Annotated in this window: 21 protein-coding genes; 9 read left to right on the top strand and 12 right to left on the bottom strand. The window is 54.8% G+C overall.

The genetic code is table 11. The features are described from left to right. Nucleotides 1–28 precede the first annotated feature (28 nt). Nucleotides 29–1,033, bottom strand: a complete 1,005-nt coding sequence (locus ACLRGG_RS05390) for a sigma 54-interacting transcriptional regulator (protein ID WP_416248764.1) — start codon at nt 1,031–1,033, stop codon at nt 29–31. Nucleotides 1,034–1,486: 453 nt separating this feature from the next. On the opposite strand from ACLRGG_RS05390, the gene ACLRGG_RS05385 reads away from it, so the two are divergent. Then, entirely contained in the window at nt 1,487–2,146 is a 660-nt protein-coding gene (locus ACLRGG_RS05385; protein WP_416248763.1) for a hypothetical protein, read from the top strand. Nucleotides 2,147–2,231: 85 nt separating this feature from the next. Here ACLRGG_RS05385 and ACLRGG_RS05380 read toward each other — a convergent pair whose 3' ends face one another. Then, nucleotides 2,232–3,533 (bottom strand): hypothetical protein, encoded by a 1,302-nt coding sequence (locus ACLRGG_RS05380; protein ID WP_416248762.1) that lies wholly within the window; start codon nt 3,531–3,533, stop codon nt 2,232–2,234. Nucleotides 3,534–4,538: 1,005 nt separating this feature from the next. Here ACLRGG_RS05380 and cspE point away from each other — a divergent pair. Both cspE and ACLRGG_RS05370 read left to right on the top strand, forming a co-directional pair. Continuing rightward, nucleotides 4,539–4,748, top strand: coding sequence for a transcription antiterminator/RNA stability regulator CspE (cspE, locus tag ACLRGG_RS05375; protein ID WP_004156612.1), 210 nt, complete (start codon nt 4,539–4,541; stop codon nt 4,746–4,748). Nucleotides 4,749–5,057: 309 nt separating this feature from the next. Continuing rightward, nucleotides 5,058–5,492 (top strand): GNAT family N-acetyltransferase, encoded by a 435-nt coding sequence (locus ACLRGG_RS05370; protein WP_416248761.1) that lies wholly within the window; start codon nt 5,058–5,060, stop codon nt 5,490–5,492. 11 nt (nt 5,493–5,503) lie between these two features. Here ACLRGG_RS05370 and ACLRGG_RS05365 read toward each other — a convergent pair whose 3' ends face one another. After that, complete coding sequence (locus ACLRGG_RS05365) at nt 5,504–6,862, bottom strand: aminotransferase-like domain-containing protein (RefSeq protein ID WP_416248760.1); 1,359 nt, start codon at nt 6,860–6,862, stop codon at nt 5,504–5,506. A gap of 131 nt (nt 6,863–6,993) precedes the next feature. Between ACLRGG_RS05365 and ACLRGG_RS05360 the strand changes: the two genes are divergently transcribed. From ACLRGG_RS05360 to tatE, 6 genes are all read left to right on the top strand, one after another. Further along, nucleotides 6,994–7,959: a substrate-binding domain-containing protein gene (locus ACLRGG_RS05360; RefSeq protein WP_416248759.1), complete on the top strand. Its 966-nt coding sequence runs from the start codon at nt 6,994–6,996 to the stop codon at nt 7,957–7,959. Next, nucleotides 7,956–8,750 carry a deaminated glutathione amidase gene (locus ACLRGG_RS05355; protein WP_416248758.1) on the top strand — a complete coding sequence of 265 codons (795 nt, stop codon included), beginning with the start codon at nt 7,956–7,958 and terminating at the stop codon, nt 8,748–8,750. Before ACLRGG_RS05360 ends, ACLRGG_RS05355 begins: the two co-directional genes overlap by 4 nt. A 51-nt stretch (nt 8,751–8,801) precedes the next feature. Then, nucleotides 8,802–9,683: an ABC transporter substrate-binding protein gene (locus tag ACLRGG_RS05350; RefSeq protein ID WP_416248757.1), complete on the top strand. Its 882-nt coding sequence runs from the start codon at nt 8,802–8,804 to the stop codon at nt 9,681–9,683. Continuing rightward, entirely contained in the window at nt 9,680–10,702 is a 1,023-nt protein-coding gene (locus ACLRGG_RS05345; RefSeq protein ID WP_416248756.1) for an amino acid ABC transporter permease, read from the top strand. The genes ACLRGG_RS05350 and ACLRGG_RS05345 overlap by 4 nt, the downstream gene beginning before the upstream one ends. Beyond that, a complete protein-coding gene (locus ACLRGG_RS05340; protein WP_416248755.1) occupies nt 10,699–11,469 on the top strand; it encodes an amino acid ABC transporter ATP-binding protein in 771 nt (256 codons plus the stop codon). Before ACLRGG_RS05345 ends, ACLRGG_RS05340 begins: the two co-directional genes overlap by 4 nt. Nucleotides 11,470–11,602: 133 nt before the next feature. Then, nucleotides 11,603–11,809, top strand: a complete 207-nt coding sequence (gene tatE / locus ACLRGG_RS05335) for a twin-arginine translocase subunit TatE (protein ID WP_067705504.1) — start codon at nt 11,603–11,605, stop codon at nt 11,807–11,809. A 108-nt stretch (nt 11,810–11,917) separates the two neighbouring features. Here tatE and lipA read toward each other — a convergent pair whose 3' ends face one another. The 9 genes from lipA to rsfS all read right to left on the bottom strand — a co-directional run bounded on the left by lipA (nt 11,918) and on the right by rsfS (nt 20,706). Continuing rightward, nucleotides 11,918–12,883 carry a lipoyl synthase gene (gene lipA, locus ACLRGG_RS05330; protein WP_416248754.1) on the bottom strand — a complete coding sequence of 322 codons (966 nt, stop codon included), beginning with the start codon at nt 12,881–12,883 and terminating at the stop codon, nt 11,918–11,920. Between the two features lie 217 nt (nt 12,884–13,100). Then, nucleotides 13,101–13,760: a lipoyl(octanoyl) transferase LipB gene (gene lipB / locus ACLRGG_RS05325; protein WP_416248753.1), complete on the bottom strand. Its 660-nt coding sequence runs from the start codon at nt 13,758–13,760 to the stop codon at nt 13,101–13,103. A gap of 84 nt (nt 13,761–13,844) precedes the next feature. Beyond that, entirely contained in the window at nt 13,845–14,108 is a 264-nt protein-coding gene (gene ybeD, locus ACLRGG_RS05320; RefSeq protein ID WP_067705510.1) for a DUF493 family protein YbeD, read from the bottom strand. Between the two features lie 142 nt (nt 14,109–14,250). Continuing rightward, nucleotides 14,251–15,462 (bottom strand): D-alanyl-D-alanine carboxypeptidase DacA, encoded by a 1,212-nt coding sequence (dacA, locus tag ACLRGG_RS05315; RefSeq protein ID WP_067705512.1) that lies wholly within the window; start codon nt 15,460–15,462, stop codon nt 14,251–14,253. Nucleotides 15,463–15,615: 153 nt separating this feature from the next. Then, the gene (gene rlpA / locus ACLRGG_RS05310; protein WP_416248752.1) at nt 15,616–16,848 is read right to left on the bottom strand and encodes an endolytic peptidoglycan transglycosylase RlpA; all 1,233 of its coding nucleotides are present in this window, start codon (nt 16,846–16,848) and stop codon (nt 15,616–15,618) included. A 13-nt stretch (nt 16,849–16,861) separates the two neighbouring features. Continuing rightward, on the bottom strand, nt 16,862–17,974 hold the full coding sequence (gene mrdB, locus ACLRGG_RS05305; protein WP_416248751.1) for a peptidoglycan glycosyltransferase MrdB: 1,113 nt from the start codon (nt 17,972–17,974) through the stop codon (nt 16,862–16,864). Between the two features lies 1 nt (nt 17,975). Next, nucleotides 17,976–19,880, bottom strand: a complete 1,905-nt coding sequence (gene mrdA, locus ACLRGG_RS05300) for a peptidoglycan DD-transpeptidase MrdA (RefSeq protein ID WP_416248750.1) — start codon at nt 19,878–19,880, stop codon at nt 17,976–17,978. Between the two features lie 34 nt (nt 19,881–19,914). Then, nucleotides 19,915–20,385 (bottom strand): 23S rRNA (pseudouridine(1915)-N(3))-methyltransferase RlmH, encoded by a 471-nt coding sequence (rlmH, locus tag ACLRGG_RS05295; RefSeq protein WP_416248749.1) that lies wholly within the window; start codon nt 20,383–20,385, stop codon nt 19,915–19,917. 3 nt (nt 20,386–20,388) lie between these two features. Then, complete coding sequence (gene rsfS / locus ACLRGG_RS05290; RefSeq protein WP_067705523.1) at nt 20,389–20,706, bottom strand: ribosome silencing factor; 318 nt, start codon at nt 20,704–20,706, stop codon at nt 20,389–20,391. Nucleotides 20,707–20,763 lie beyond the last annotated feature (57 nt).

The raw sequence follows: 20,763 nt of genomic DNA, 5'->3' as shown, positions 1-20,763 counted from the left end.
CCTCAGATTACATCAATGAAGAATTTTCTCACGCAACAATATTCAGGGACTTGATGCGATGATAAAGCGTACGACGGGGAATACCCAGTTCATGTACTACATCATCAATTTTATGGCCGTGCCGGTTCAGACAGTCTTTAATCAGGCTGCGTTCGATGCGGCGCAGGCGATCTTTTAACAGGGTCGCCTCGCCATCGCCCGCTGAAATATTGCACAGCGGCGGCAGACGCAATACGTGACGCTCGGCGGCCGCTTTCAGTTCACGGATGTTTCCGGGCCAGCTATGCAGAAGCAGCGCTTCGTCCAGCGTTAACGATGAGGGAGGCACGGACTGCTTCAATCGCATGGCCGCCTCCAGCGTAAAGCGGCGAAACAGCGGAATAATCAGCTCGGCGTGAGAACGCACCGCTGGCGTCTCAATTTTGATGGTCGAAAGGCGAAAGTAAAGATCCCGTCGAAAACGCCCCTGCTCAACCAGCTCCGCCAGCGGCGTCTGCGAAGCGGCGATCACCCGCAGATCGAGGGGCACGGGCTGGGTCGACCCCAGCCGCTGAATTGAACGGGTTTCCAGTACCCTCAGCAGCTTAGCCTGTAGGATTAGCGGCATACTGTCTATTTCATCCAGAAACAGGATGCCCTTATCCGACGCTTCAATATAACCTGCGCGCGAATGGCTGGCTCCGGTATAGGCACCTGCCATCACGCCGAACAGCTCGCTTTCCGCCAGATTTTCAGGGATCGCCGCACAGTTAACCGGCACCAGTGGCCCCGTTAGGCCAGAAAGCTGATAGATGCGGCGGGTTAGCGTGTCTTTGCCTGTGCCGGTCTCGCCCTCCAGTAGCAGATCGACCTTTAGCGGAGCGAGCGTGTTCACCATGGGATACAAATTGGCATGAATATCCGCCATCGCAGGCTCGATAAAACCGGTTGATGTTGTGACATCACCCGCTAAGGGAAATATCTCTTTACGCCTTCCGGCAACATCGTGACAGATAATCCTTTTAGTTGGCTGCTTATCACTATCTGTAATCATAATTTCTCCTGGATTCCCTCAGACGAATTTGAAAAATTCTGTTAGCACCCTGATACGAAATAAGAGATGGAACTGCGTCCGCTCCGAAGCAGAATATTGGCTTCGGATTGTTCCGTAATGATCCTTAACTTTCGTTCACTATTTACCACCCCGTTGCGGGCGGCTATCAGTTTCCTCTGAACTTGTTGTGGGGATCTCCGTGCCGTAAAGTAAGGAAATCCCTACCTGACGGGGCATGTCTGATGATAAGTTCATGTAAGTAATTACATTATTATTGTTATTAATCGTTAGGATTTCGTAATTATAATTGCGAGATTTGTGTCTTAAATTTCTTTCGCTGGAACCTTTCTGGTTAGTTTCCCACCAAAAAAACGCAAAGAAGCTGGAAAATTATCCAGGCTTTTATGGTGCGCTGTTTGACAGTGGCACTTATCTCATTCACTGGAGGTACTCATGAATCCCATGAATAGCGTAAATATTGGTAGTCAATTAGCCGGTAGCAGTACAGCAAATAACAGCGATTTTTTAAGTCAGATGGAGATGATTAATCAGGCTAAATCTGAGCCCGCAGGGCAGGGCGTTAATTTTGGCGCACAGGGGAGTAGCGGCACGGCGAACAGCGCGCTGGCCGTACCGCTAAAAAATAGCCAGAGCGGTCCGCAAGTGAGTGGGGATCAGGATAGCACCAACGCGATTACTCAGCTGCTAAATGCGCTTATTCAACTGCTACAGGGGCAGGGGAAAACGGGTGATAGCGGTAAAAGCGCCAGTGAGGCCAGCGATGGCAGTAACGCCAGCGCTAACGGACCAACGGCTACCCAGAATGAGCAGGGCAGTAGCGACATGCTGACTCAGCTAATGGACATGATTAAGAAGATGCTGGGCCAGTCCTCTGAAGGCAGCGATAGCGCAGGCCAGTCAGCGAATGGCGACAGCGCTGCCGCACCTGCGTCGGCACAGAGCAGCAATGGCACTGAGGATAGCGGCTCGGAGAGTAACGGTATTGCCGGAAAACTGGGTGCCGCTCTGCAGATGTTGGGGCTGGGGGCTATCCTTTCGGCTCTTCAGGGCAGCGGAGCCAGCGCGCAGGGCAGTGGTGATGTTAGCAAGTGAATCTGTGCTTTAACTGAGAAAAAGGGGGCCGCGCCCTTATTTCAGATGGGGGAATAAACCGCATAGTGCTTATTCCCCAGCTGAGTCAGCTACCTGATGTATCGGACAGGCGCGACGTTAACCGCGCCTCAATTTGTCTGGCACCCCAGTCAACGGCTTTGGGCAGTGCTTTCTGCAGCGCATTACTGGCGCGTTCTGCCGCGAGAGGGGCAAGAATTTCAGCGGCCGGTACGGAGGCAAAAACGGGCATCGAGAGCGCCAGATTGGTCAGATGATTTATCGCGGCCGTAGAAGCTGCATTGAATCCTTTGCTCGACATTGCCTGACTGACGGCCGTACGCGCCGAAAGCGTAGCCGCGAATCCACCCGCCAGCAGGGCATTTTTGGTCATCCCGCTGGCCGTTAATACTTCACGACCCGCGCGAAGCGAGTCCGTTGCCACATCAACAGGGAATTTAGCCAGACGTTTACCCGCGCCCTGTAATGGCGCAGCCAGGCCGTGGCTATTTTTCAGTGCGCCGTAGCGTTGCTTCCAGTCCACCCGACCAAAAAGGTATTCCGCGCCCTCACGATTATATTTGCCCTTTACCGCATGGGTCACGGCGGACATCGCTCCGCCCGCCGCCAGGCCACCGCCCGCAGTCAGCCAGCTGTCAACCGCTGCTGCCGTTTTAGCACCAGCGGTTGCCGTGACGGCGGCAGCGGTCCCCAGGCGCACCACATTTCGCACGCTGTAGGTCTGGATAGCGGCGGCATATTCCGCTGCCAGACGCCCGGTTGTCGGTTTTTTGGCCTCAGCCGCCTGCTGCATTACCGGCTCAAGCTCGTCGTGATCAGCGGACAGCCACTGCGTATCCGCCGTGGCTTTATCAAGTAAGGCGCAGCCGAAGGTGTCGGCAATCCCCGACTGTAATCCCGCATGCATTCCGAGCTGGGCTGCCCCCTGGGCAAAGGCGCTAAGCTGAGGGATGCGGTCAAAGGCGACCGATGCCACTGCAAAGGGGATGGCGCGAACGGCGCCTCGGGTAACCTGTGCCACGCGGTCCAGGCGGCTACCTTTTGTGAGTACTGCTTCAATTGATTCGGGCGTTTCATTCATTGCATGAAGCTGGCGGGTGCGATCCTCAATGAGCTGATGAAAATCGACCTGATTATCGCCATCTGTATGATGCTCAAACAGCGCAGCCAGCTTGTGATGAATAGCCGCTTCGTTAGCAGAGTGATACTCAGTGCCCTGAATATGATAAACGCCTCGCTGGGTTGCGGCGTGGGTCTGGCTGGCATCACTGTGTATTGATGATGAGGATGCGAGGGAATTTTCCGGAAGGGCATCATGAGTGTCAGGTGTCATGCTGTTGCCGGATGAAGGGAGAGCAGGTGTGACCATGGGTTTACCTTATCGATACAGACGAATAAGGGTAAGTGGTAAAGAGCAGGCCAGGGTTCCCTCAGGCAATGAAGCGAGACGGCAAAAGCACATCCTGAAATCTTCATCTATACTCAAGCCACTACATCGTAGTCACTTTTTAATATTGTTTGAGGGAAATGGAATGAAGATTATTCTCTGGATTATTGCCATCATTTTTATCGTGGGTCTGCTAACGCTTACTGGCGTGTTTAAAATATTGTTCTGATGGTAAAGGGATGATGGCTGCGTATACGCGGCTGTCATCCTTTTCGCTTCGACTCAATAAATCCCTCCCCGGATAACGTCCAGCACTCATTATTTACCTGATGAAGTGAGGTTAAGCGTTTCTCACGCGACTCGTCTCCGCCTGCTAAAGTCTTGTAGTAAGGGGTATCAGACAGCGTAAGAGGCCGGACGCAGCCAGCGCAAACCGCACCATAATGCCCGCCGTAACGCTTCTGCCCACTGGTAAAGATAAACTTACCGCAGCCACATTTCGCGCATTTTAATACCATCTTGCTTCTCTCGAATTTCAGGACTCATCCTATTTACCTGAGATGATATTATCAAAGATTGCCAGGATATCCATAAGGTATATTAATTGATTCTTGTTGAGCATTGTTTTTTAATGAAATTAATTTTCAGGAAACTTAAGAGCCAGGTTACTGAAAATGCGCCAATAGAGTCTGGAAGACGTAAAATAATTTTAAAATGATCCAGATCAGATTTTAGTTAAGGCGCGGAAAAGGAGGTCAATATCCGTGTGTAACGCTTATCATTTTTCTGACTCCCCCGGAGAGAGTCACGAGGGTAAGTTTCAGCGGGGTGCCCGGATCGAAAACAGCGGCGTGAATAATAATGTATCCGCAAAAAAGGCGATATTTATCACTTTTTCGCATTTCGCTACTGGACAAAAGGCTCGGCAATTGCTGTACTAACCGTCGACACAGTTTTGTGTCCATTTTTCATGTAAAGGTAATATAGATGTCTAAGATCAAAGGTAGCGTTAAGTGGTTTAATGAGTCCAAAGGATTCGGTTTCATTACTCCTGAAGATGGTAGCAAAGACGTGTTCGTTCACTTCTCTGCCATCCAGAGCAATGGTTTCAAAACTCTCGCTGAAGGTCAGCGCGTAGAGTTCGAAATCACCAACGGTGCCAAAGGCCCATCTGCTGCTAACGTTGCCGCTATTTAAGTTATCAGACAGAATTTTTAAAACCCGCCGATCGGCGGGTTTTTTTTTGTGCTATTTACACTTATTAAGAAGCGTCAAGGTATTACCGACAGGGCTTATCGGGCAAAGAACTGCTGAAGCCATACTACGGCAATCAGGATGCTTATCGTCACAGCCACGGCTTCACTTACAGATTTAGGTAATACGCGCATTCTGCTTCCTTCTGTCTTTATTCTTAAGGAAGAGTGTGACGAAGGATTATGAAGGAAACATTAAAACGCCCCAAGTGATATCCCATCCAGTATTGCAGACTTAAGGTGGAGTAAAAGTATGATAATTCGACTGGCCGCAGAAACAGACAGTTTTGCCCTCAGCGCCCTGTTAACCGAATTAGGTTATGAAGGTGCCCATCGCTTTATTGAGCGGCGGCTGGCGCAGTTAATTAACGATGATACCGAGCGCCTGCTGGTGGCTGAACAGGATGGCAGCGCGCTGGGTTTCCTTTCGCTACACTTTATTCCTCAGCTGGCACTGGAGGGTGATTTTGCCCGGGTCAGCTACTTTTGCATCGCCGAGGGCGAGCGCAGTAAAGGAGCCGGTCAGCAGCTGCTGCAATATGCTGAAAATCTGGCCCGGGTGCGCGGCTGCGATCGGATGGAAGTGCACTGTCATGAACACCGTACCAAAGCCAATACGTTTTATGCCCGCGAGGGTTATACCGAATCACCCCGTTATCTGATTAAACCTCTGCTGATAACGGGCTGAGATCCCAGGGATTACACCTCTGCTGACACCGGGCCGGGCTCCGTCCCCCTGGCCAGGATCAGGGCATCAGCAATGGGAGCAATATCATTATCGGCCAGCCGGGACGTGGTGACGCGAATAAACTGTACCCCCCCGCTGCGACAGCGTTCGCCTGGCAGGACGGCAATCCCCCGTGCCGCGAGGGTAATCATTGCAAACTGCTCTGACTGCACCGGCACAAAAAGGCTTAAGCCATCCCTGTCCGGCAGTGACACTCCGCGCTTCTCCAGCGCGTTCAGCAACAGACGCCGCCGCGTGGCATAGACCGTTTTTGCCTGCTGGATCAGCTGCTGAGTATTGCTGTCCTCCATCATCCATGCAACGGCATGCTGGAGGATCCTGCTGGTCCAGCTGGCGCCAAAATTACGCCATGAGTGGATGCGTTTAATCATAGTTTCAGGCCCGGATAGCACCGCAAGCCTCAGATCCGGGCCATAGGCTTTTGAAAATGAGCGGACATACAGCGTCCTCTCCGGAAAGTAGCGCCCCAGACTACAGACGGGATAGGCAGAGAGTTCCCCGATCCCATCATCTTCAATAATCAGCGTCCGCGTGCCCAGCAGCACTTTTGCCAGCGCCTCGTTTCGGGCTTCGCTTACCCTGATGCCGGTAGCGGAATGCGTTCCCGGCTGATAAATCATCGCCGTCGCACCCTTAGCGAGCAGCTTTGCCAGGGCTCCCGGCAGCGGTCCCTGATCGTCGCAGGCAAGCGGTAAAATATCGGCACCGATATTGTCCAGCATATCCAGCAGCCGGGCCGCGCTGGGATCTTCTATGATCACTTTCTCTCCGGGAGCGATAAGCGTCTGCAGAATGCCGTTCATGGCATCGAAACCGCCGTCCGTCGCCAGCCATGCCTCCGCAGAGAAGGGCCAGCGGGGTTTTACAGCAGCCAGAAGCGCAGGCGCAATAGGTTCGCGCTGATAGCTGTTGAGCTGCGGACATGCAATACCCTGCATCATCGCTTCCTGCAGATTGGGCAGCAGGGCGGGATCGGGCGAGGCCATGGCGAGATCGGCGCGAATGGCATCGCCGTAGTTGCCGATCTTCTCGAAGCGCACCGGGCGCGGCGAGATGTTGTCGCCACATACCCAGACGCCGCGCCGTCCCCTCCCTGCAATCAACTTTTGCTTCCTGAGCAGAGTCCAGGCGGCAGAAACGGTGGCCGGGCTGACTCCCAGGGCTTCCGCCAGCCCGCGCACCGAAGGCAGGTGGGTTCCAATCGGGATTACACCATCCCGGATCAGGGCTGACGTCATACCTGCAACACCCTTTACGCTGGCGTCGGTAATACGTTCTGCCAGCCAGTTAATGTCAGGCGAGCCGGTCATAAGAATTCCATTTGTTCAGTAACAAAGTAGATATTGTACAGCTATTGTTCCCGATCTAGTATCGAATTTAAGCAAAAAGTAAATGCTTTTTACACGCTTTCGCCGCCGAATCCCGATAAAGAGAGAATGTCATGACGACCATCAGACTGGCAGTACGCGACTGGGACTACTTTACGCCGCTGGCCCTGGGCGATATTAAGCCGCAGGGCTTTACGCTTGAGGTTCACCGCGTGGCTACGCTGGTGGGCGATCTGGCGAACAGCCGCGACTATGAGGCGGCTGAGATATCCTTCAGCCGCTATGCTCAGAGCAGGGCCAGGGGAGAAGACCCGGTGCTGGCGCTGCCCCATTTTCTGATGCGCGGCTTTCGTCAGCGCTGCATCATTACGACCGAACACAGCCCGCTGGTCTCCCTGGATCAGCTAAAAGGGAAAAAGATAGGCGTCACCGGCTGGCAGGATTCAGGCAATACCTGGACCCGGGCGCTGCTGCGTGAGGCCGGCGTTGATATCGATAGCGCTTACTGGTTTGCCGGTCGCTTAACGGCAGACCATCCTGTAGAGGATCGGCTCGCGGGGTTTGGTCGTCCGGGACGCATTGAAACCGCGCCGGGGGAGCGCCCGCTGATTGAACTGCTGAGAGCAGGGGAACTGGATGCGATATTTACCCCCTTTATGCCGCAGGGATTCTTCCTGAAAGGGTCGGGCCTGCGGCAGTTGCAGACTGATTTTCGCCAGGCCGAACGCGAATATTTTGATCGGGTGAGTTATATCCCAGGCCATCACCTGCTGGCCTTCAAACACGAGATCGCCAGTGCTCACCCTGATATCGTGACGGAGCTGAGTGAGCTGATCGATCAATCGGCCAGAATGTGGCAGGCAAAACGTGAGAAATATGCGGATACCACCCCCTGGCTGCTCGATGATTTGCGACGTACCGCGCAGGATCTGCCGGCCAGCTGGAATGACAACGGTTTTGACGCTAACAAAGAGATGATTGCTGCGTTTTGCAAAGAACTTTTCGAACAGGGCATTACCCCCCCCTGCCTGACGCCCGCCATGCTATTTCCGGCAGTAACCAGAGGAGCACTGAAATGAAAGTTGCATTAGGACAGTTTGCGGTTAGCCGCGAATGGCAGGAAAACGCCGCGATTTGCACCGATCTGATGACGAAGGCTGAAGCAGGGGGAGCCGATTTACTGGTGCTGCCCGAGGGCGTACTGGCACGGGATATTGCTGACCCGGATCTGGTGCTAAAGGCCGCCCAGCCGCTGGATGGCCCTTTCCTTAGCGAAATATATGCCGCCAGTCGTGGAAATACGCTCACCACCATGATGACCGTACATGTGCCCGCGGGCGAAGGTAAGGCACTGAATGTTTTGATCGCTATTCGCAATGGGGAAATTATCGCCCGCTATGACAAGCTGCATCTTTACGATGCCTTCGCCATGCAGGAATCACGCAATGTTTCTGCTGGCCTGACCGTGCCTCCGCTGGTGGACGTGGCGGGAATGAAAGTTGGTCTGATGACCTGTTACGACGTGCGCTTTCCCGAGCTGGCTCGCCGCCTGGTGCTCGATGGGGCCGATGTACTGGTGCTACCTGCCGCCTGGGTTAAAGGTCCGCTGAAGGAAATGCACTGGGAGGTGCTGGTGACTGCCCGTGCACTGGAAAATACCTGCTATCTGGTAGCCGTGGGTGAGTGTGGCCCCCGCAATATCGGCAACAGCCTGGTGGTCGATCCGCTTGGCGTGTCGATAGTGAAAGCCGCAGAAGCGCCGACACTGGTTTTTGCCGTGCTGGATACGGCGCGTATCGCCCACGCGCGCAGCGTATTGCCGGTACTTGAGAATCGCCGTTTTGATCGTCCAGAACTGATCCAACCCTGAGATAAAGAACGAGGCAGGCTATCCACCATTAAGACACCGGAGAAACGAATAATGAAAAAACTTGCGCTGGCTCTGGCTCTGGGCTTATCCGTTAGCCTGGCACAGGCCGCAGATGCCATTCCGGTACAAAAGGTAGACCGGGCGCTGCACGATCGTCTGCCGCCTGAGATCAAAAAGGCAGGCAGAATGATGTCGGTGAATAATGGCTCGTTTCCGCCCTATGAAATTGTAGAAGGGCCCGCTTCGATGAGCGGCGCATCAGCCGATCTGACTGAGGCGCTGGCGCAGCTGCTGGGTATCAAAATTGAGCATGCCACCGTCAGCGGGCTGTCGGGAGTACTGGCGGGCATCAAATCAGGCCGCTATCAGCTGGCGATTGGACCAATAGGGGATTATCCGGAGCGCCAGCAGAAAAACGATTTCATCGACTTTGTGCAGGAGTTTGTGGTGTTCGCCGTACAGAAGGGCAACCCGTCGCAAATTAACGGTCTCGACAGTACCTGCGGTAAGCGAATTGCGGTGATGGCGGGCGGCTCGGCGGAGCAGGTTATCCGCCGGCAGTCTGAAGCCTGTACCGCAGCGGGTAAACCGGCGGTGATTATTCAATCATTCGCCGATCAGCCCTCGTCGATTCTGGCGGTGCGCTCTAAGCGTTCGGATGCCTTTTTCTCTTCGCAGGCACCGCTGGTATGGTTTGTTGACCAGGCGAACGGACAGCTTGAGCTGACCGGCCAGGGCAGGAAAAATGGCTTCGGCGATATTTTCCAGGGCACCGTGGTGCCGAAAGACGCCGCGCTTGGCAAAGTGGTGCTTGAGGGGTATCAGAAACTTTTCGCTAACGGCACCTATGCCGCCATTATGAAAAAGTGGAAGCTTGAGGGGAACGCGCTGACTGCCCCGGGCATTAACCTGGCGAAAGGGGCAGCCAAATGACGCCAGGCAGCAGCAATCCGCGCCCTGGGGCAGGGCAGAGTACCGTGACCCCGGACGGCACTGAGCCAGGCGCTGTCGAATGGGCTGACGTACAGCAGCGCGATGTAGCCTGTGCCCGCAGCGCCCCACGCTATGGTCGGCTGGTCAGCTGGGTAGTGGTACTGGCGATAGCCGCCAACGTTCTGTGGCTGGTCGCCACTAACTCCAATTTTGAATGGAATGTGGTGAGCAAATGGTTTATCGAAGGCTCGGTGCTAAAGGGCTTACAGGTGACGCTGGGGCTGACGGTCGTCTCCATGATCCTGGGCACCCTGCTGGGATTGCTGCTGGCGGTGGCGCGGCTGACGAATAACCGTCTGCTGAGCGGGCTGGCCGGATTATATATCTGGTTTTTTCGCGGTACGCCCCTGCTGGTACAGCTGATCTTCTGGTACAACATGTCGACGCTTTTCCCGACGGTTACCCTGGGTATTCCCTTCGGTGGACCAGTGCTGGCCAGCTGGAATACCAACGATCTGATCACTCCCCTGACGGCGGCGGTAGCAGGGCTGGCGCTGAATGAAGCGGCCTATATGGCGGAGATAATTCGCGCGGGCCTGCAATCGGTCGACAGCGGGCAGGTGGAAACCACGCAGGCTTTTGGCATGAGCCGCGCGCGTGCGCTGCGCCGGATCATTATTCCTCAGGCCATGCGGTCAATTATTCCCCCTACGGGTAATCAGCTAATCAGTATGATCAAGGCGACCTCGCTGGTGAGCGTGATTGCGATGGGCGATCTGCTCTACTCCGTTCAGTCAATCTATAACCGTACCTTCGACGTTATCCCGATGCTGATGGTGGCCGTTATCTGGTATCTGCTCATTACCTCGGTACTGAATGTCGGACAGTCGGCGATCGAGCGCTACTACTCACGCGGCGTCCGACGTACGCTGTCGGCAACGCGTCGGCGATTACCCGCAGCGGACAGCAAAGCCGCCCCGATGGTCAACCGTCCCTTTATGCATAAGGAGGATTTGTGAACGAGGTTCAGCCGCTGGTGCGGGCGCGAAACGTGCAGAAAAGCTATGGCGACAATGAAGTGCTCAAAGGGGTGGATTTGGATGTGATGTCGGGTGAGGTAGTGGTGATCCTCGGGCCATCCGGCTCGGGGAAATCGACCTTTTTACGCTGTATCAACCATCTGGAAGAGCTAAATGCCGGTTCGATTATGGTGAGCGACAGCCAGCCCGGCTATGTCCTGAAAAAAGGACGGCTGCAGCGCCTGCCGCCGCGTAAAATCGCCCGACAGCGGCAGAAAATTGGCATGGTGTTTCAGCAGTTCAACCTGTACCCGCATATGACCGTTTTGCAAAATATCATTGAAGCCCCGATTGGGGTACACAAGGTGCCGCGGGAAGAGGCTACGCGCTATGCTAAAGAGCTGCTGGCAACGGTAGGGTTGAGTGACAAAGCGGATGCCTGGCCGGGAAACCTTTCCGGCGGCCAGCAGCAGCGCGTTGCTATTGCCAGAGCGCTGGCAATTCGTCCTGAGCTGATGCTGTTTGATGAACCTACTTCGGCACTGGATCCTGAACTGGTGGGCGAAGTGCTGGCAATCATGCGTAATCTGGCCGACCAGGGACTGACAATGATCGTGGTGACGCATGAGATAGGCTTCGCCCGCGAAGCCGCAGACAGGGTGGTCTTTATGGACGGTGGCGTGGTGGTTGAGCAGGGGCCGCCCGGGGAGGTACTGGTCAATCCGCAGCATCCCCGTTTCCAGACTTTTCTCAGCCGTTTTATCTGATATCATTTAGCGGTCAGTCTGCGCAGATATTACTCTGTTACAGATTGCGGTTGTATTGACCGGCGTTCTGCGCGTTAATACACGTTATTCGTTATTGGCCGTAACACGGGTCAGATTAGAAAAGAAGGTGTGTATGGAAGGTATCAGTATTGCGAAGCTGCTGATCATCGGTGCTCTGATCGTATTATTGTTCGGAACCAATAAGTTGCGTTCTCTCGGTGGCGATCTGGGGTCGGCGATCAAAGGCTTCAAAAAAGCCATGAGTGACGACGATTCTTCCGCGAAAAAAGCGCCGGTTGCCGAAGAAAAACCCGCAGAGCAGGTTATTCACAAAGATTAATCGCCGTTGGGTGAATAAAAAAACGGATGACTGTGTCATCCGTTTTTTGTTTGTGTTGCATGTATGTAAACAAATATGACAAGCAGGCAGCCCTGACCGCCCGTCAGGCTATTTCACTTCCAGCCCTTTTGCCTGCATATCGGCATGGTACGACGAGCGCACAAAGGGACCGCAGGCAGCGTGGGTGAAGCCCATGTCCATCGCGGCCTCTTTCATTTCATCAAATTCCGCCGGGCTGACGTAGCGCTGAACCGGCAGATGATGGCGGCTGGGCTGGAGATACTGGCCGAGCGTCAGCATGGTCACGCCGTGACGTCGCAGATCGCGCATCACCTCAATAATTTCTGCATTGGTTTCACCCAGTCCGACCATCAGACCTGACTTGGTCGGCAGTTCAGGGTGAGCCTCTTTAAAACGTTCCAGTAGCTTAAGCGACCAGTCGTAGTTTGCACCGGGGCGGACCTGGCGGTAGACGCGCGGCACGTTTTCCAGATTGTGATTAAAGACGTCCGGCGGCGTGGCGTTAAGGATTTCCAGCGCGCGATCCATCCGGCCCCTGAAATCAGGCACCAGCGTTTCAATTTTGATGGTGGGATTTTTAGCCCGGATTGCGCTTATGCAGTCGGCAAAGTGCTGAGCGCCGCCGTCACGCAGATCGTCACGGTCCACCGAGGTGATGACCACGTAGCGCAGCGCCATATCTGCGATAGTCTGTGCCAGCTTTTCCGGCTCATTCATATCAGGAGCAACGGGGCGGCCGTGGGCGACATCACAGAAGGGGCAGCGGCGGGTGCAGATAGCGCCGAGGATCATAAAGGTGGCGGTACCGTGATTAAAGCATTCTGCCAGATTAGGGCAGGAAGCCTCTTCACAGACGGAGTGCAGGCCATTTTTCCGCATGGCGGCTTTGATACCCTGGATGCGGCTGGAGTCCGCGGGGAGCTTGATCTTCATCCATTCCGGCTTACGTAAAATTTCCGTACGCTCGGTGACGACGGTCTTTACCGGGATCAGCGCCATTTTGTCTGCGTCGCGATATTTAACGCCGCGTTCCATCTGAATGGGTTTACTCATAATCTAGCAGGTTCCAGGTTGGCATGCGCCGGGTGCGCATAACACTTAATGAGTTGTTTAACCATTATCCTTCAGACCCTCAGCGGGGCTGTTTCCTGAAGGCCAGGGGTGAGGCTCAACTTTTTTTGATAAAAGCGCAAAAATTATATCATTCCGCCCGCCGTTTTTCAGCCAGCCTGACGCATTAAATGTGACGGAATTGTAAATTAACCCGCGCTTAGGTCACCGGCAGGCTGTCGCCTTCCAGCCAGATAACCTCTGAGCACGCCAGCTGCCTGGCGAAATGTTCAGTCAGCAGTCGGCTAACCGCGGCGGTCCCGACGCCTGCCTTAAGCGCGCTAAGCTGCGTCATTTCCAGACCGGCATAGCCGCAGGGATTGATGCGCAGAAAAGGCGAGAGATCCATGGCGACATTTAGCGCAAGACCGTGGAACGAGCACCCTTTACGGATGCGTAGTCCCAGCGAGCAGATCTTTTTGTCATCCACGTAAACGCCTGGTGCATCGGGCCTTGCACAAGCGGTGAGGGCAAAGTGGGCAAGGGTGTCAATTACCGTTTGCTCAATGGCCGTTACCAGCTGCCGCACGCCGATTTTTCTGCGTTTAAGATCCACCATCACGTACATCACCTGCTGTCCGGGACCGTGATAGGTTACCTGACCGCCGCGATCGCTCTGGACGACAGGAATATCCCCGGTCATGAGCAGATGCTCTGCCTTGCCCGCCTGCCCCTGCGTGAACACCGGAGGATGCTCAACCAGCCAGATTTCATCGGGCGTCGCGTCGTCGCGCCGATCGGTAAAGGTATGCATGGCCTGTGAAACAGGCTCCCACGGCTGGAGACCCAGCTGGCGAATAAGCAGCGTATCTGGTGACAAAACGTGTGGTCCGTTCAATATTTAGCAGGGGAGTATAGCGTTTGCGGTGAGTAACAACCAGTTACCCACCACAGTCTGGCGGGATTACAGCACCATGCGAACAATTTCAATCTGGCCCAGTTCATCATAAAGCGTTTCTACCTGCTCAATGTGGGTCGCATTAATGGTGATAGAAACGGAGTGATAATTGCCTTTGCTGCTGGGCTTAACGTCGGGGGAGTAGTCGCCTGGCGCATGACGCTGAACCACTTCCACGACCTGATCAACCAGCTCTGGCTGCGCCAGGCCCATGACTTTATAGGTAAAAGGCGTAGGGAATTCGAGCAGTTCTTTAAGGTTGGTTTTCATTGGGGGCTCCGGTAACGCAAAATCAAAGGTTCCCGCCTGAGCGGGAACCTGAACATTGATCAAATATGGGGGGCTTTCGGGTCGAAATCAAGGGGGAATATGTCAGTGCATAAGGCAGGCCGGAGTGGCCTGCCCGGGGCGATTAGCCAAACCAGTGATGGAACATCAGTTTAATATAATCGACGATACGACCGAGGAAGCCACCTTCCGGCATATCATTCAGCACCACCAGGGGATGCTGCTCAACGGTTTTGCCATCCAACTGAAAGTTGATGGTGCCAACGACCTGGTTTTTAGTCAGCGGCGCATGCAGCTCGGTGTTACTTAACGTGTAGCTCGCCTTAAGGTCCTTCATACGCCCACGCGGGATGGTCAGATAAACATCTTTTTCCACGCCCAGCTGGACACGGTCGCTGTTACCAAACCACACAGGCTCAGAAGCAAACTCTTTACCCGCCTTCAGCGGCGCAACGGTTTCAAAGAAGCGGAAACCCCACGTCAGCAGCTTTTTACTTTCGGTTTCACGACCTTTGTAGGTGTGACCGCCCATTACCGCAGAGATCAGACGCATCTGGCCTTCGGTAGCGGAAGCAACAAGGTTGTAGCCCGCCGCCTCGGTATGTCCGGTTTTAATCCCATCGACCTGCAGGCTGGTATCCCACAGCAGACCGTTGCGGTTAGTCTGACGAATATTGTTAAAGGTGAACTCTTTCTCTTTATAAACCGCGTATTCATCCGGGACGTCCCGGATCAGCGCCTGGCCAATAAGCGCCATGTCGCGAGCCGAGCTGTATTGTCCGTCGGCATCCAGTCCGTGTACGGTCTGGAAGTGGGTATTTTGCAGACCGATGGCTTTCACATAGTTATTCATCAGGCCAACAAAGGCATCCTGGCTGCCGGCAACGTAGTCCGCCATTGCCACACAGGCATCGTTGCCTGACTGGAGCACAATACCGCGGGTAAGCTGGGAAACCGGTACGCGGTCGCCTGGCTTAAGGAACATCAGTGAGGAGCCTTTAAACACCGGGTTACCGGTTGCCCAGGCATCTTTACCGACGGTAACGATGTCGTCCTGATGGATTTTGCCGGCTTTAACTGCCTGACCAATAACATAGCTGGTCATCATTTTTGTCAGGCTGGCTGGGTCGCGACGTGCATCGGCATTTTTTTCTGCCAGTACCTTGCCCGAGTTGTAGTCGATAAGCACATAAGCTTCAGCGTCGATATCAGGTACGCCGGGGATCATGGTCTTAATATTCACGTCGTCTGCGTGAGCAAAGGAGGTCAGGCTGAGTGCAATCAGCGAACCCGCCGTCAGGCGCTTGATCAGGTGGTAGGAGGTTAGATTGTTCATATTAAGGACTACAACATCCATGGGCTAAGTTATAAAAAGTGACTCACTATAGCAAAATCAGTCCTGCCCGGCATCCGTCTTTACCTGCTGACGGCTAACGGATTTAATCGGTCCGTTAGCCGCCATACGCCTGCCAAACAGCTTCAGGTTTTGTTAGTGGGCGACGGTAATAAATGATTGCTGCTGCGCTTCGCTTAACAACCTGCGTTGCAGGTCGCTGGCCTGCTGGCGTGAACTGAAATGCCCCAGCTGGACCCGGTAAACCTTACCCTGATTGCTGACGGTACCCGGGACGCCGAACTTCCTGCTGAGGGTGTTTTTCAACTGTTGCGCGCGCGCGCTATCGCTGAGTGCACCGACCTGAACCACCCAGTTGCCGCCGTTAGCCACGGACGCGATGGCCGGAGCAGCTGCCTGTGGGGCAGCCGGAGAGGACGCCGACGACACGGCGCTATGCGAAGACGCGGGGGCTGTGGTGGCCGGGCCTTGCGCAACTGCGGCGGTTTCACTGCCTTCGAGTACGCCGTTCCGCAGGGGCTGAGGTGCGCCAAGGAAGCCATTGCTGCGCACCGGCGCACCCAGGCTCTCATCACTGTTCAGGCTGCTGTTATCGACCGGATGAGATTCAGTCTGCTGTACCGCGGGCTGCTGATATCCAGATTGCTGGGTATCAGCAGCCGCCGCCGGGGTCTGCTGAGACCCAGATTGTTGGACATCCTGCTGCTGAATTGCAGGCTGCGCTGACGCCGTGCTGGCCGCTGTGCCAGCGCCCATTACCGTCATACCGCCGCCAATATCCGGACGCGGTGGCAGCGCGTAACTCTGTTTTGCCACCGTTGTACCGATGGTGCCAGGGCCGGAAAGCGAGCCGTCCGGTGCCACGGCAATGTAGTCCACCCTGACGCGGGTATTGTTAGAAATATTCAGACGATCGCCCGCCGCCTGCGACAGATCAATGATGCGCCCTGGAATGTAGGGACCACGATCGTTAACGCGCACCACAATCATCCGGCCATTCGCCAGGTTAGTGACGCGAACATAGCTGGGGAGCGGCAGAGTGGGGTGAGCGGCGGTCAGCGCGTTAGCATCAAACTCCTCACCCGTTGCGGTACGGTTACCGCTGGCCTCACTGCCATAGGCGCTGGCAAGCCCGGTTTCACTGAAATTCGACGGGTCCTTAATAATGCGCCAGGTTTTTCCGTTGACCGTATAATCCTGACTGGTTGCAGGATTAATCGGTTCGTAATGCGGATCTGCGCCGCTAATTTCGACCACCGGGCCGCTGTAAGCAGGTGCATGTTGCTGCACCGGTGCCTGCTGGTCGGTGGTGGTACAGGCTGCCAGCAGGGCTGACGCCAGGCCAATCCAAAGCCAATCCTTACGCATTTTCCAAGCCTCTTTAAACGCTTTTCGACAACAGTTTTCGATGGGTGTGGATTGACATAATAATCCCAAACCCGGCCATCAGGACAATCAGTGCCGAGCCGCCGTAGCTTACCAGCGGAAGCGGAACGCCTACCACCGGCAAAATGCCGCTCACCATACCAATATTAACAAAAACATAGACAAAGAAGATCAGCATCAGCCCGCCCGCCATTACCCGTCCGAAAGTCGTCTGGGCGCGGGCCGCCATGACCAGGCCGCGCATAATTAGCAGCACGTAGAGTACCAGCAATACCAGCACGCCGACTAATCCTAGCTCTTCAGCCAGTACGGCAAAAATAAAATCGGTATGCCGTTCGGGCAGAAACTCCAGCTGGGACTGGGTGCCGTGCAGCCACCCTTTACCGCGCAGGCCGCCGGAGCCAATGGCAATCTTCGACTGAATAATATGATAGCCCGCGCCCAGCGGATCGCTTTCCGGGTCCAGCAGCATCATTACGCGATCCCGCTGATAGTCATGCATCAGAAAGAACCACAGAATAGGGACAAAGGCCGCCACTAACAGGATCGCCACAAGGATCAGTTTCCAGCTCATGCCTGACAGAAACAGCACAAACAGGCCTGAGGCGGCGATCAGAATCGCGGTTCCCAGGTCCGGCTGTGCGGCTACCAGCAGCGTGGGCATAAAGATCAGCACAAGTGCAATGGCGGTGTTTTTAAGCGTAGGGGGGCAAACGTCGCGATTAATAAAGCGCGCCACCATCAGCGGCACGGCAATTTTTGCTATCTCCGAAGGTTGGAAACGCACAATTCCCAGGTCAAGCCAGCGTTGAGCACCTTTACTGATATGACCAAACGCATCAACGGCAATCAGCAGCACCACGCAGAGAATATAGAGATAGGGTGCCCACCCTTCATACACCCGGGGCGGGATCTGCGCCATAACCATCATCATGACAAAGCCCATGGCGATTTGGCCAATTTTGCGCTCCATCATACCGGGATCCTGGCCGCTGGCGCTCCAGATAACCAGAGCGCTGTAAACCAGCAGGGCTGAAATCAGAATAAAGAATGTCGGATCGACGTGTATTCTGGTCCAGAAAGTACGTTTCTGATGACGATCGTTCATGTCACTCACCTTCATAGCCCGACGGGACGGGCGCCGCATCGGGCAGATTGGTATTGTTGTCGCCAAGCATGATGTGGTCCAGAATCTGGCGCATGATGGTGCCAACCGCAGGGCCAGCCCCGCCGTTTTCCAGAATCATTGTCACCGCCACGCGAGGATTATCGTAAGGGGCAAAGGCGGTCATCAGCTTATGATCGCGCAGATGCTCGGCGATCCGATGCGCATTATAGGTTTCATTCGCCTTCAGGCCATAGACCTGGGCGGTACCAGACTTCGCGGCGATTTTATAGGGCGCATCCTGAAAGCTTTTACGCGCGGTGCCGTTAGGGCGGTTAGCCACGCCGTACATTCCATCTTTCGCAATCTCCCAATAGCCGGAATGAATATCCGCAATAGGTGCTGCCTCAGGCTGTCGATAGGGGACTTTGACGTTGTCGACGACGTTCGCCATCATCAGATGAGGCGTTTTCACCACACCGTCGTTAATCAGCGTCATCATAGCTTTATTCATCTGAACCGGCGTCGCGGTCCAGTAGCCCTGACCAATGCCCACCGGAATGGTGTCGCCCTGATACCAGGGTTTTTTAAACCGCTTCATTTTCCATTCGCGGGTAGGCATATTGCCCGGCGTCTCTTCCACCAGATCGATACCGGTCAGCTGTCCGTAGCCAAATTTGTTCATCCATTCCGACAGGCGATCGATGCCCATATCGTAGGCGACCTGATAGAAAAAGGTATCTGCCGACTCCTCAAGGGACTTGGTGACATTCAGTCGCCCATGCCCCCAGTGCTTCCAGTCGCGAAAGCGCTTCTCAGAGCCGGGGAGCTGCCACCAACCCGGATCGAACAGGCTGGTATTTCTGTTAATCACTCCGCTGGTCAGTGCGGACACGGCTATGTAAGGTTTTACCGTTGAGGCGGGAGGATAGGCTCCCTGCGTGGTACGGTTAATCAGCGGACGGTTGGGATCGTTGAGCAGCATGTTGTAATCCTTACTGCTGATGCCATCCACAAACAGATTAGGGTCGTAGCTGGGCATCGACACCAGCGCGAGAATGTCTCCGCTGCGGGGATCGGTGACGACCACCGCTGCACGACTGCCCGCCAGCAGGGTTTCGATATACTGCTGCAGCTTAAGGTCGATGGTCAGGTAAATGTCCTGGCCCGCCTGAGGAGGCTGTTCATGGAGCTGGCGGATAACCCGGCCACGGTTGTTAACTTCAACCTCTTCATAACCGGTTTTACCGTGCAGCATCTCTTCATAATAGCGCTCGATCCCCAGCTTGCCGATGTCGTGGGTCGCGGCATAGTTAGGCCATTTTCCCGCCTTATCCAGGCGCTCAACGTCGCGATCGTTGATTTTGGATACGTATCCCAACACGTGGGTCAGCGCGGAATTATAGGGGTAGTAGCGGCGCTGATAGCCTTTGACTTCCACGCCGGGAAACGCGTACTGATTGACGGCAAAACGGGCAACCTGAACATCGTTCAGGGCGGTTTTAACCGGAATAGAGGTAAAACGGCGTGAGCGTTTGCGCTCCGCTTGAAAGGCAATCAGATCTTCATCGCTCAGATCGACAATGGGCCGGAGGGCCTGAAGGGTTTTTTCAAGATCTTCCACCTTTTCCGGCACCAGCTCAATCTGATAAATGGTTCGGTTCAGTGCCAGAGGAATGCCATTGCGATCGAAAATAATCCCACGGCTGGGCGCGACCGGCACCAGCTTGATGCGGTTATTGTTTGAACGGGTACTGTAGTCACCGTAGCGGATAATTTGCAGGTGATACAGGTTGACCACCAGTACGCCGGAAAGCAGTAAAATGCCTAAAAAAGCGGTCACCGCCCGGCGGACAAACAGCGTCTGTTCGGCGGTGTAGTCACGAAAAGAGTTGCGTTGTAGTTTCATCCGCTGTTTTAGTGTATCCGGTTGATCCTATCGCCTATTCGCGGTGATAAGGATGATTCGCAGTAATGCTCCATGCACGATACAGGCTCTCAGCCACCAGCACGCGAACCAGTGGATGGGGCAGGGTAAGCGCGGAGAGTGACCAACTCTGTTCCGCCGCCGCTTTGCAGGCGGGAGACAGCCCTTCCGGCCCGCCGATCAACAGGCTGACATCCCGGCCATCCTGCTTCCAGCGCTCCAGCTGCGTGGCCAGGTGGGGGGTTTCCCACGGCTGACCAGGAATATCCAGCGTGACGACTCGATTTCCTTTCCCCATCGCTGCCAGCATCAGCTCACCCTCTTTATCGAGGATGCGTCTGATATCAGCATTTTTGCCGCGCTTGCCTGCCGGAACTTCAACAAGCTCCAGCGGCATATCTTTCGGGAAGCGACGGAGATATTCCATAAATCCGCTTTGCACCCAGTCGGGCATTTTCGTGCCGACGGCGACAAGCTGCAGCTTCACGTCTTAGCTCCAGAGCTTTTCGAGTTCGTAAAGGAGTCGGCTCTCTTCCTGCATAACGTGCACAATAACGTCACCAAGATCGACAACGACCCAGTCGGCGGTCGCTTTACCATCGACGCCGAGCGGCTTCAGGCCAGCGGCACGGCTTTCCTGTACCACATGATCGGCAATGGAGGCGACGTGGCGCGTTGAGGTGCCGGTGCAGATAATCATGCAGTCGGTGATGCTGGATTTGCCCTGAACATTAACAGAAACAATATCCTGGCCTTTCAAATCGTCGATCTTATCAATGACGAAGTCTTGGAGTGCTTGACCTTGCAAAAGGTTCCCCCTTGGGTTTTAAGCCTGACAGTGTTTTTTCCGGTGGATCCGGAAAAT

The organism is Erwinia sp. PPS120 (genome assembly GCF_047918655.1).
GTDB lineage: Bacteria > Pseudomonadota > Gammaproteobacteria > Enterobacterales > Enterobacteriaceae > Erwinia > Erwinia tasmaniensis_A.
Note: the sequence above shows the minus strand (reverse complement) of the source record. Positions and strands in the feature narration are given on the sequence as shown.

Coding starts and splice junctions, on each gene's coding strand:
- ACLRGG_RS05390 (WP_416248764.1), bottom strand. CDS start 1,033: ATGATTACAGATAGTGATAAGCAGCCAACTAAAAGGATTATCTGTCAC.
- ACLRGG_RS05385 (WP_416248763.1), top strand. CDS start 1,487: ATGAATCCCATGAATAGCGTAAATATTGGTAGTCAATTAGCCGGTAGC.
- ACLRGG_RS05380 (WP_416248762.1), bottom strand. CDS start 3,533: ATGGTCACACCTGCTCTCCCTTCATCCGGCAACAGCATGACACCTGAC.
- cspE (WP_004156612.1), top strand. CDS start 4,539: ATGTCTAAGATCAAAGGTAGCGTTAAGTGGTTTAATGAGTCCAAAGGA.
- ACLRGG_RS05370 (WP_416248761.1), top strand. CDS start 5,058: ATGATAATTCGACTGGCCGCAGAAACAGACAGTTTTGCCCTCAGCGCC.
- ACLRGG_RS05365 (WP_416248760.1), bottom strand. CDS start 6,862: ATGACCGGCTCGCCTGACATTAACTGGCTGGCAGAACGTATTACCGAC.
- ACLRGG_RS05360 (WP_416248759.1), top strand. CDS start 6,994: ATGACGACCATCAGACTGGCAGTACGCGACTGGGACTACTTTACGCCG.
- ACLRGG_RS05355 (WP_416248758.1), top strand. CDS start 7,956: ATGAAAGTTGCATTAGGACAGTTTGCGGTTAGCCGCGAATGGCAGGAA.
- ACLRGG_RS05350 (WP_416248757.1), top strand. CDS start 8,802: ATGAAAAAACTTGCGCTGGCTCTGGCTCTGGGCTTATCCGTTAGCCTG.
- ACLRGG_RS05345 (WP_416248756.1), top strand. CDS start 9,680: ATGACGCCAGGCAGCAGCAATCCGCGCCCTGGGGCAGGGCAGAGTACC.
- tatE (WP_067705504.1), top strand. CDS start 11,603: ATGGAAGGTATCAGTATTGCGAAGCTGCTGATCATCGGTGCTCTGATC.
- lipA (WP_416248754.1), bottom strand. CDS start 12,883: ATGAGTAAACCCATTCAGATGGAACGCGGCGTTAAATATCGCGACGCA.
- ybeD (WP_067705510.1), bottom strand. CDS start 14,108: ATGAAAACCAACCTTAAAGAACTGCTCGAATTCCCTACGCCTTTTACC.
- dacA (WP_067705512.1), bottom strand. CDS start 15,462: ATGAACAATCTAACCTCCTACCACCTGATCAAGCGCCTGACGGCGGGT.
- rlpA (WP_416248752.1), bottom strand. CDS start 16,848: ATGCGTAAGGATTGGCTTTGGATTGGCCTGGCGTCAGCCCTGCTGGCA.
- mrdB (WP_416248751.1), bottom strand. CDS start 17,974: ATGAACGATCGTCATCAGAAACGTACTTTCTGGACCAGAATACACGTC.
- mrdA (WP_416248750.1), bottom strand. CDS start 19,880: ATGAAACTACAACGCAACTCTTTTCGTGACTACACCGCCGAACAGACG.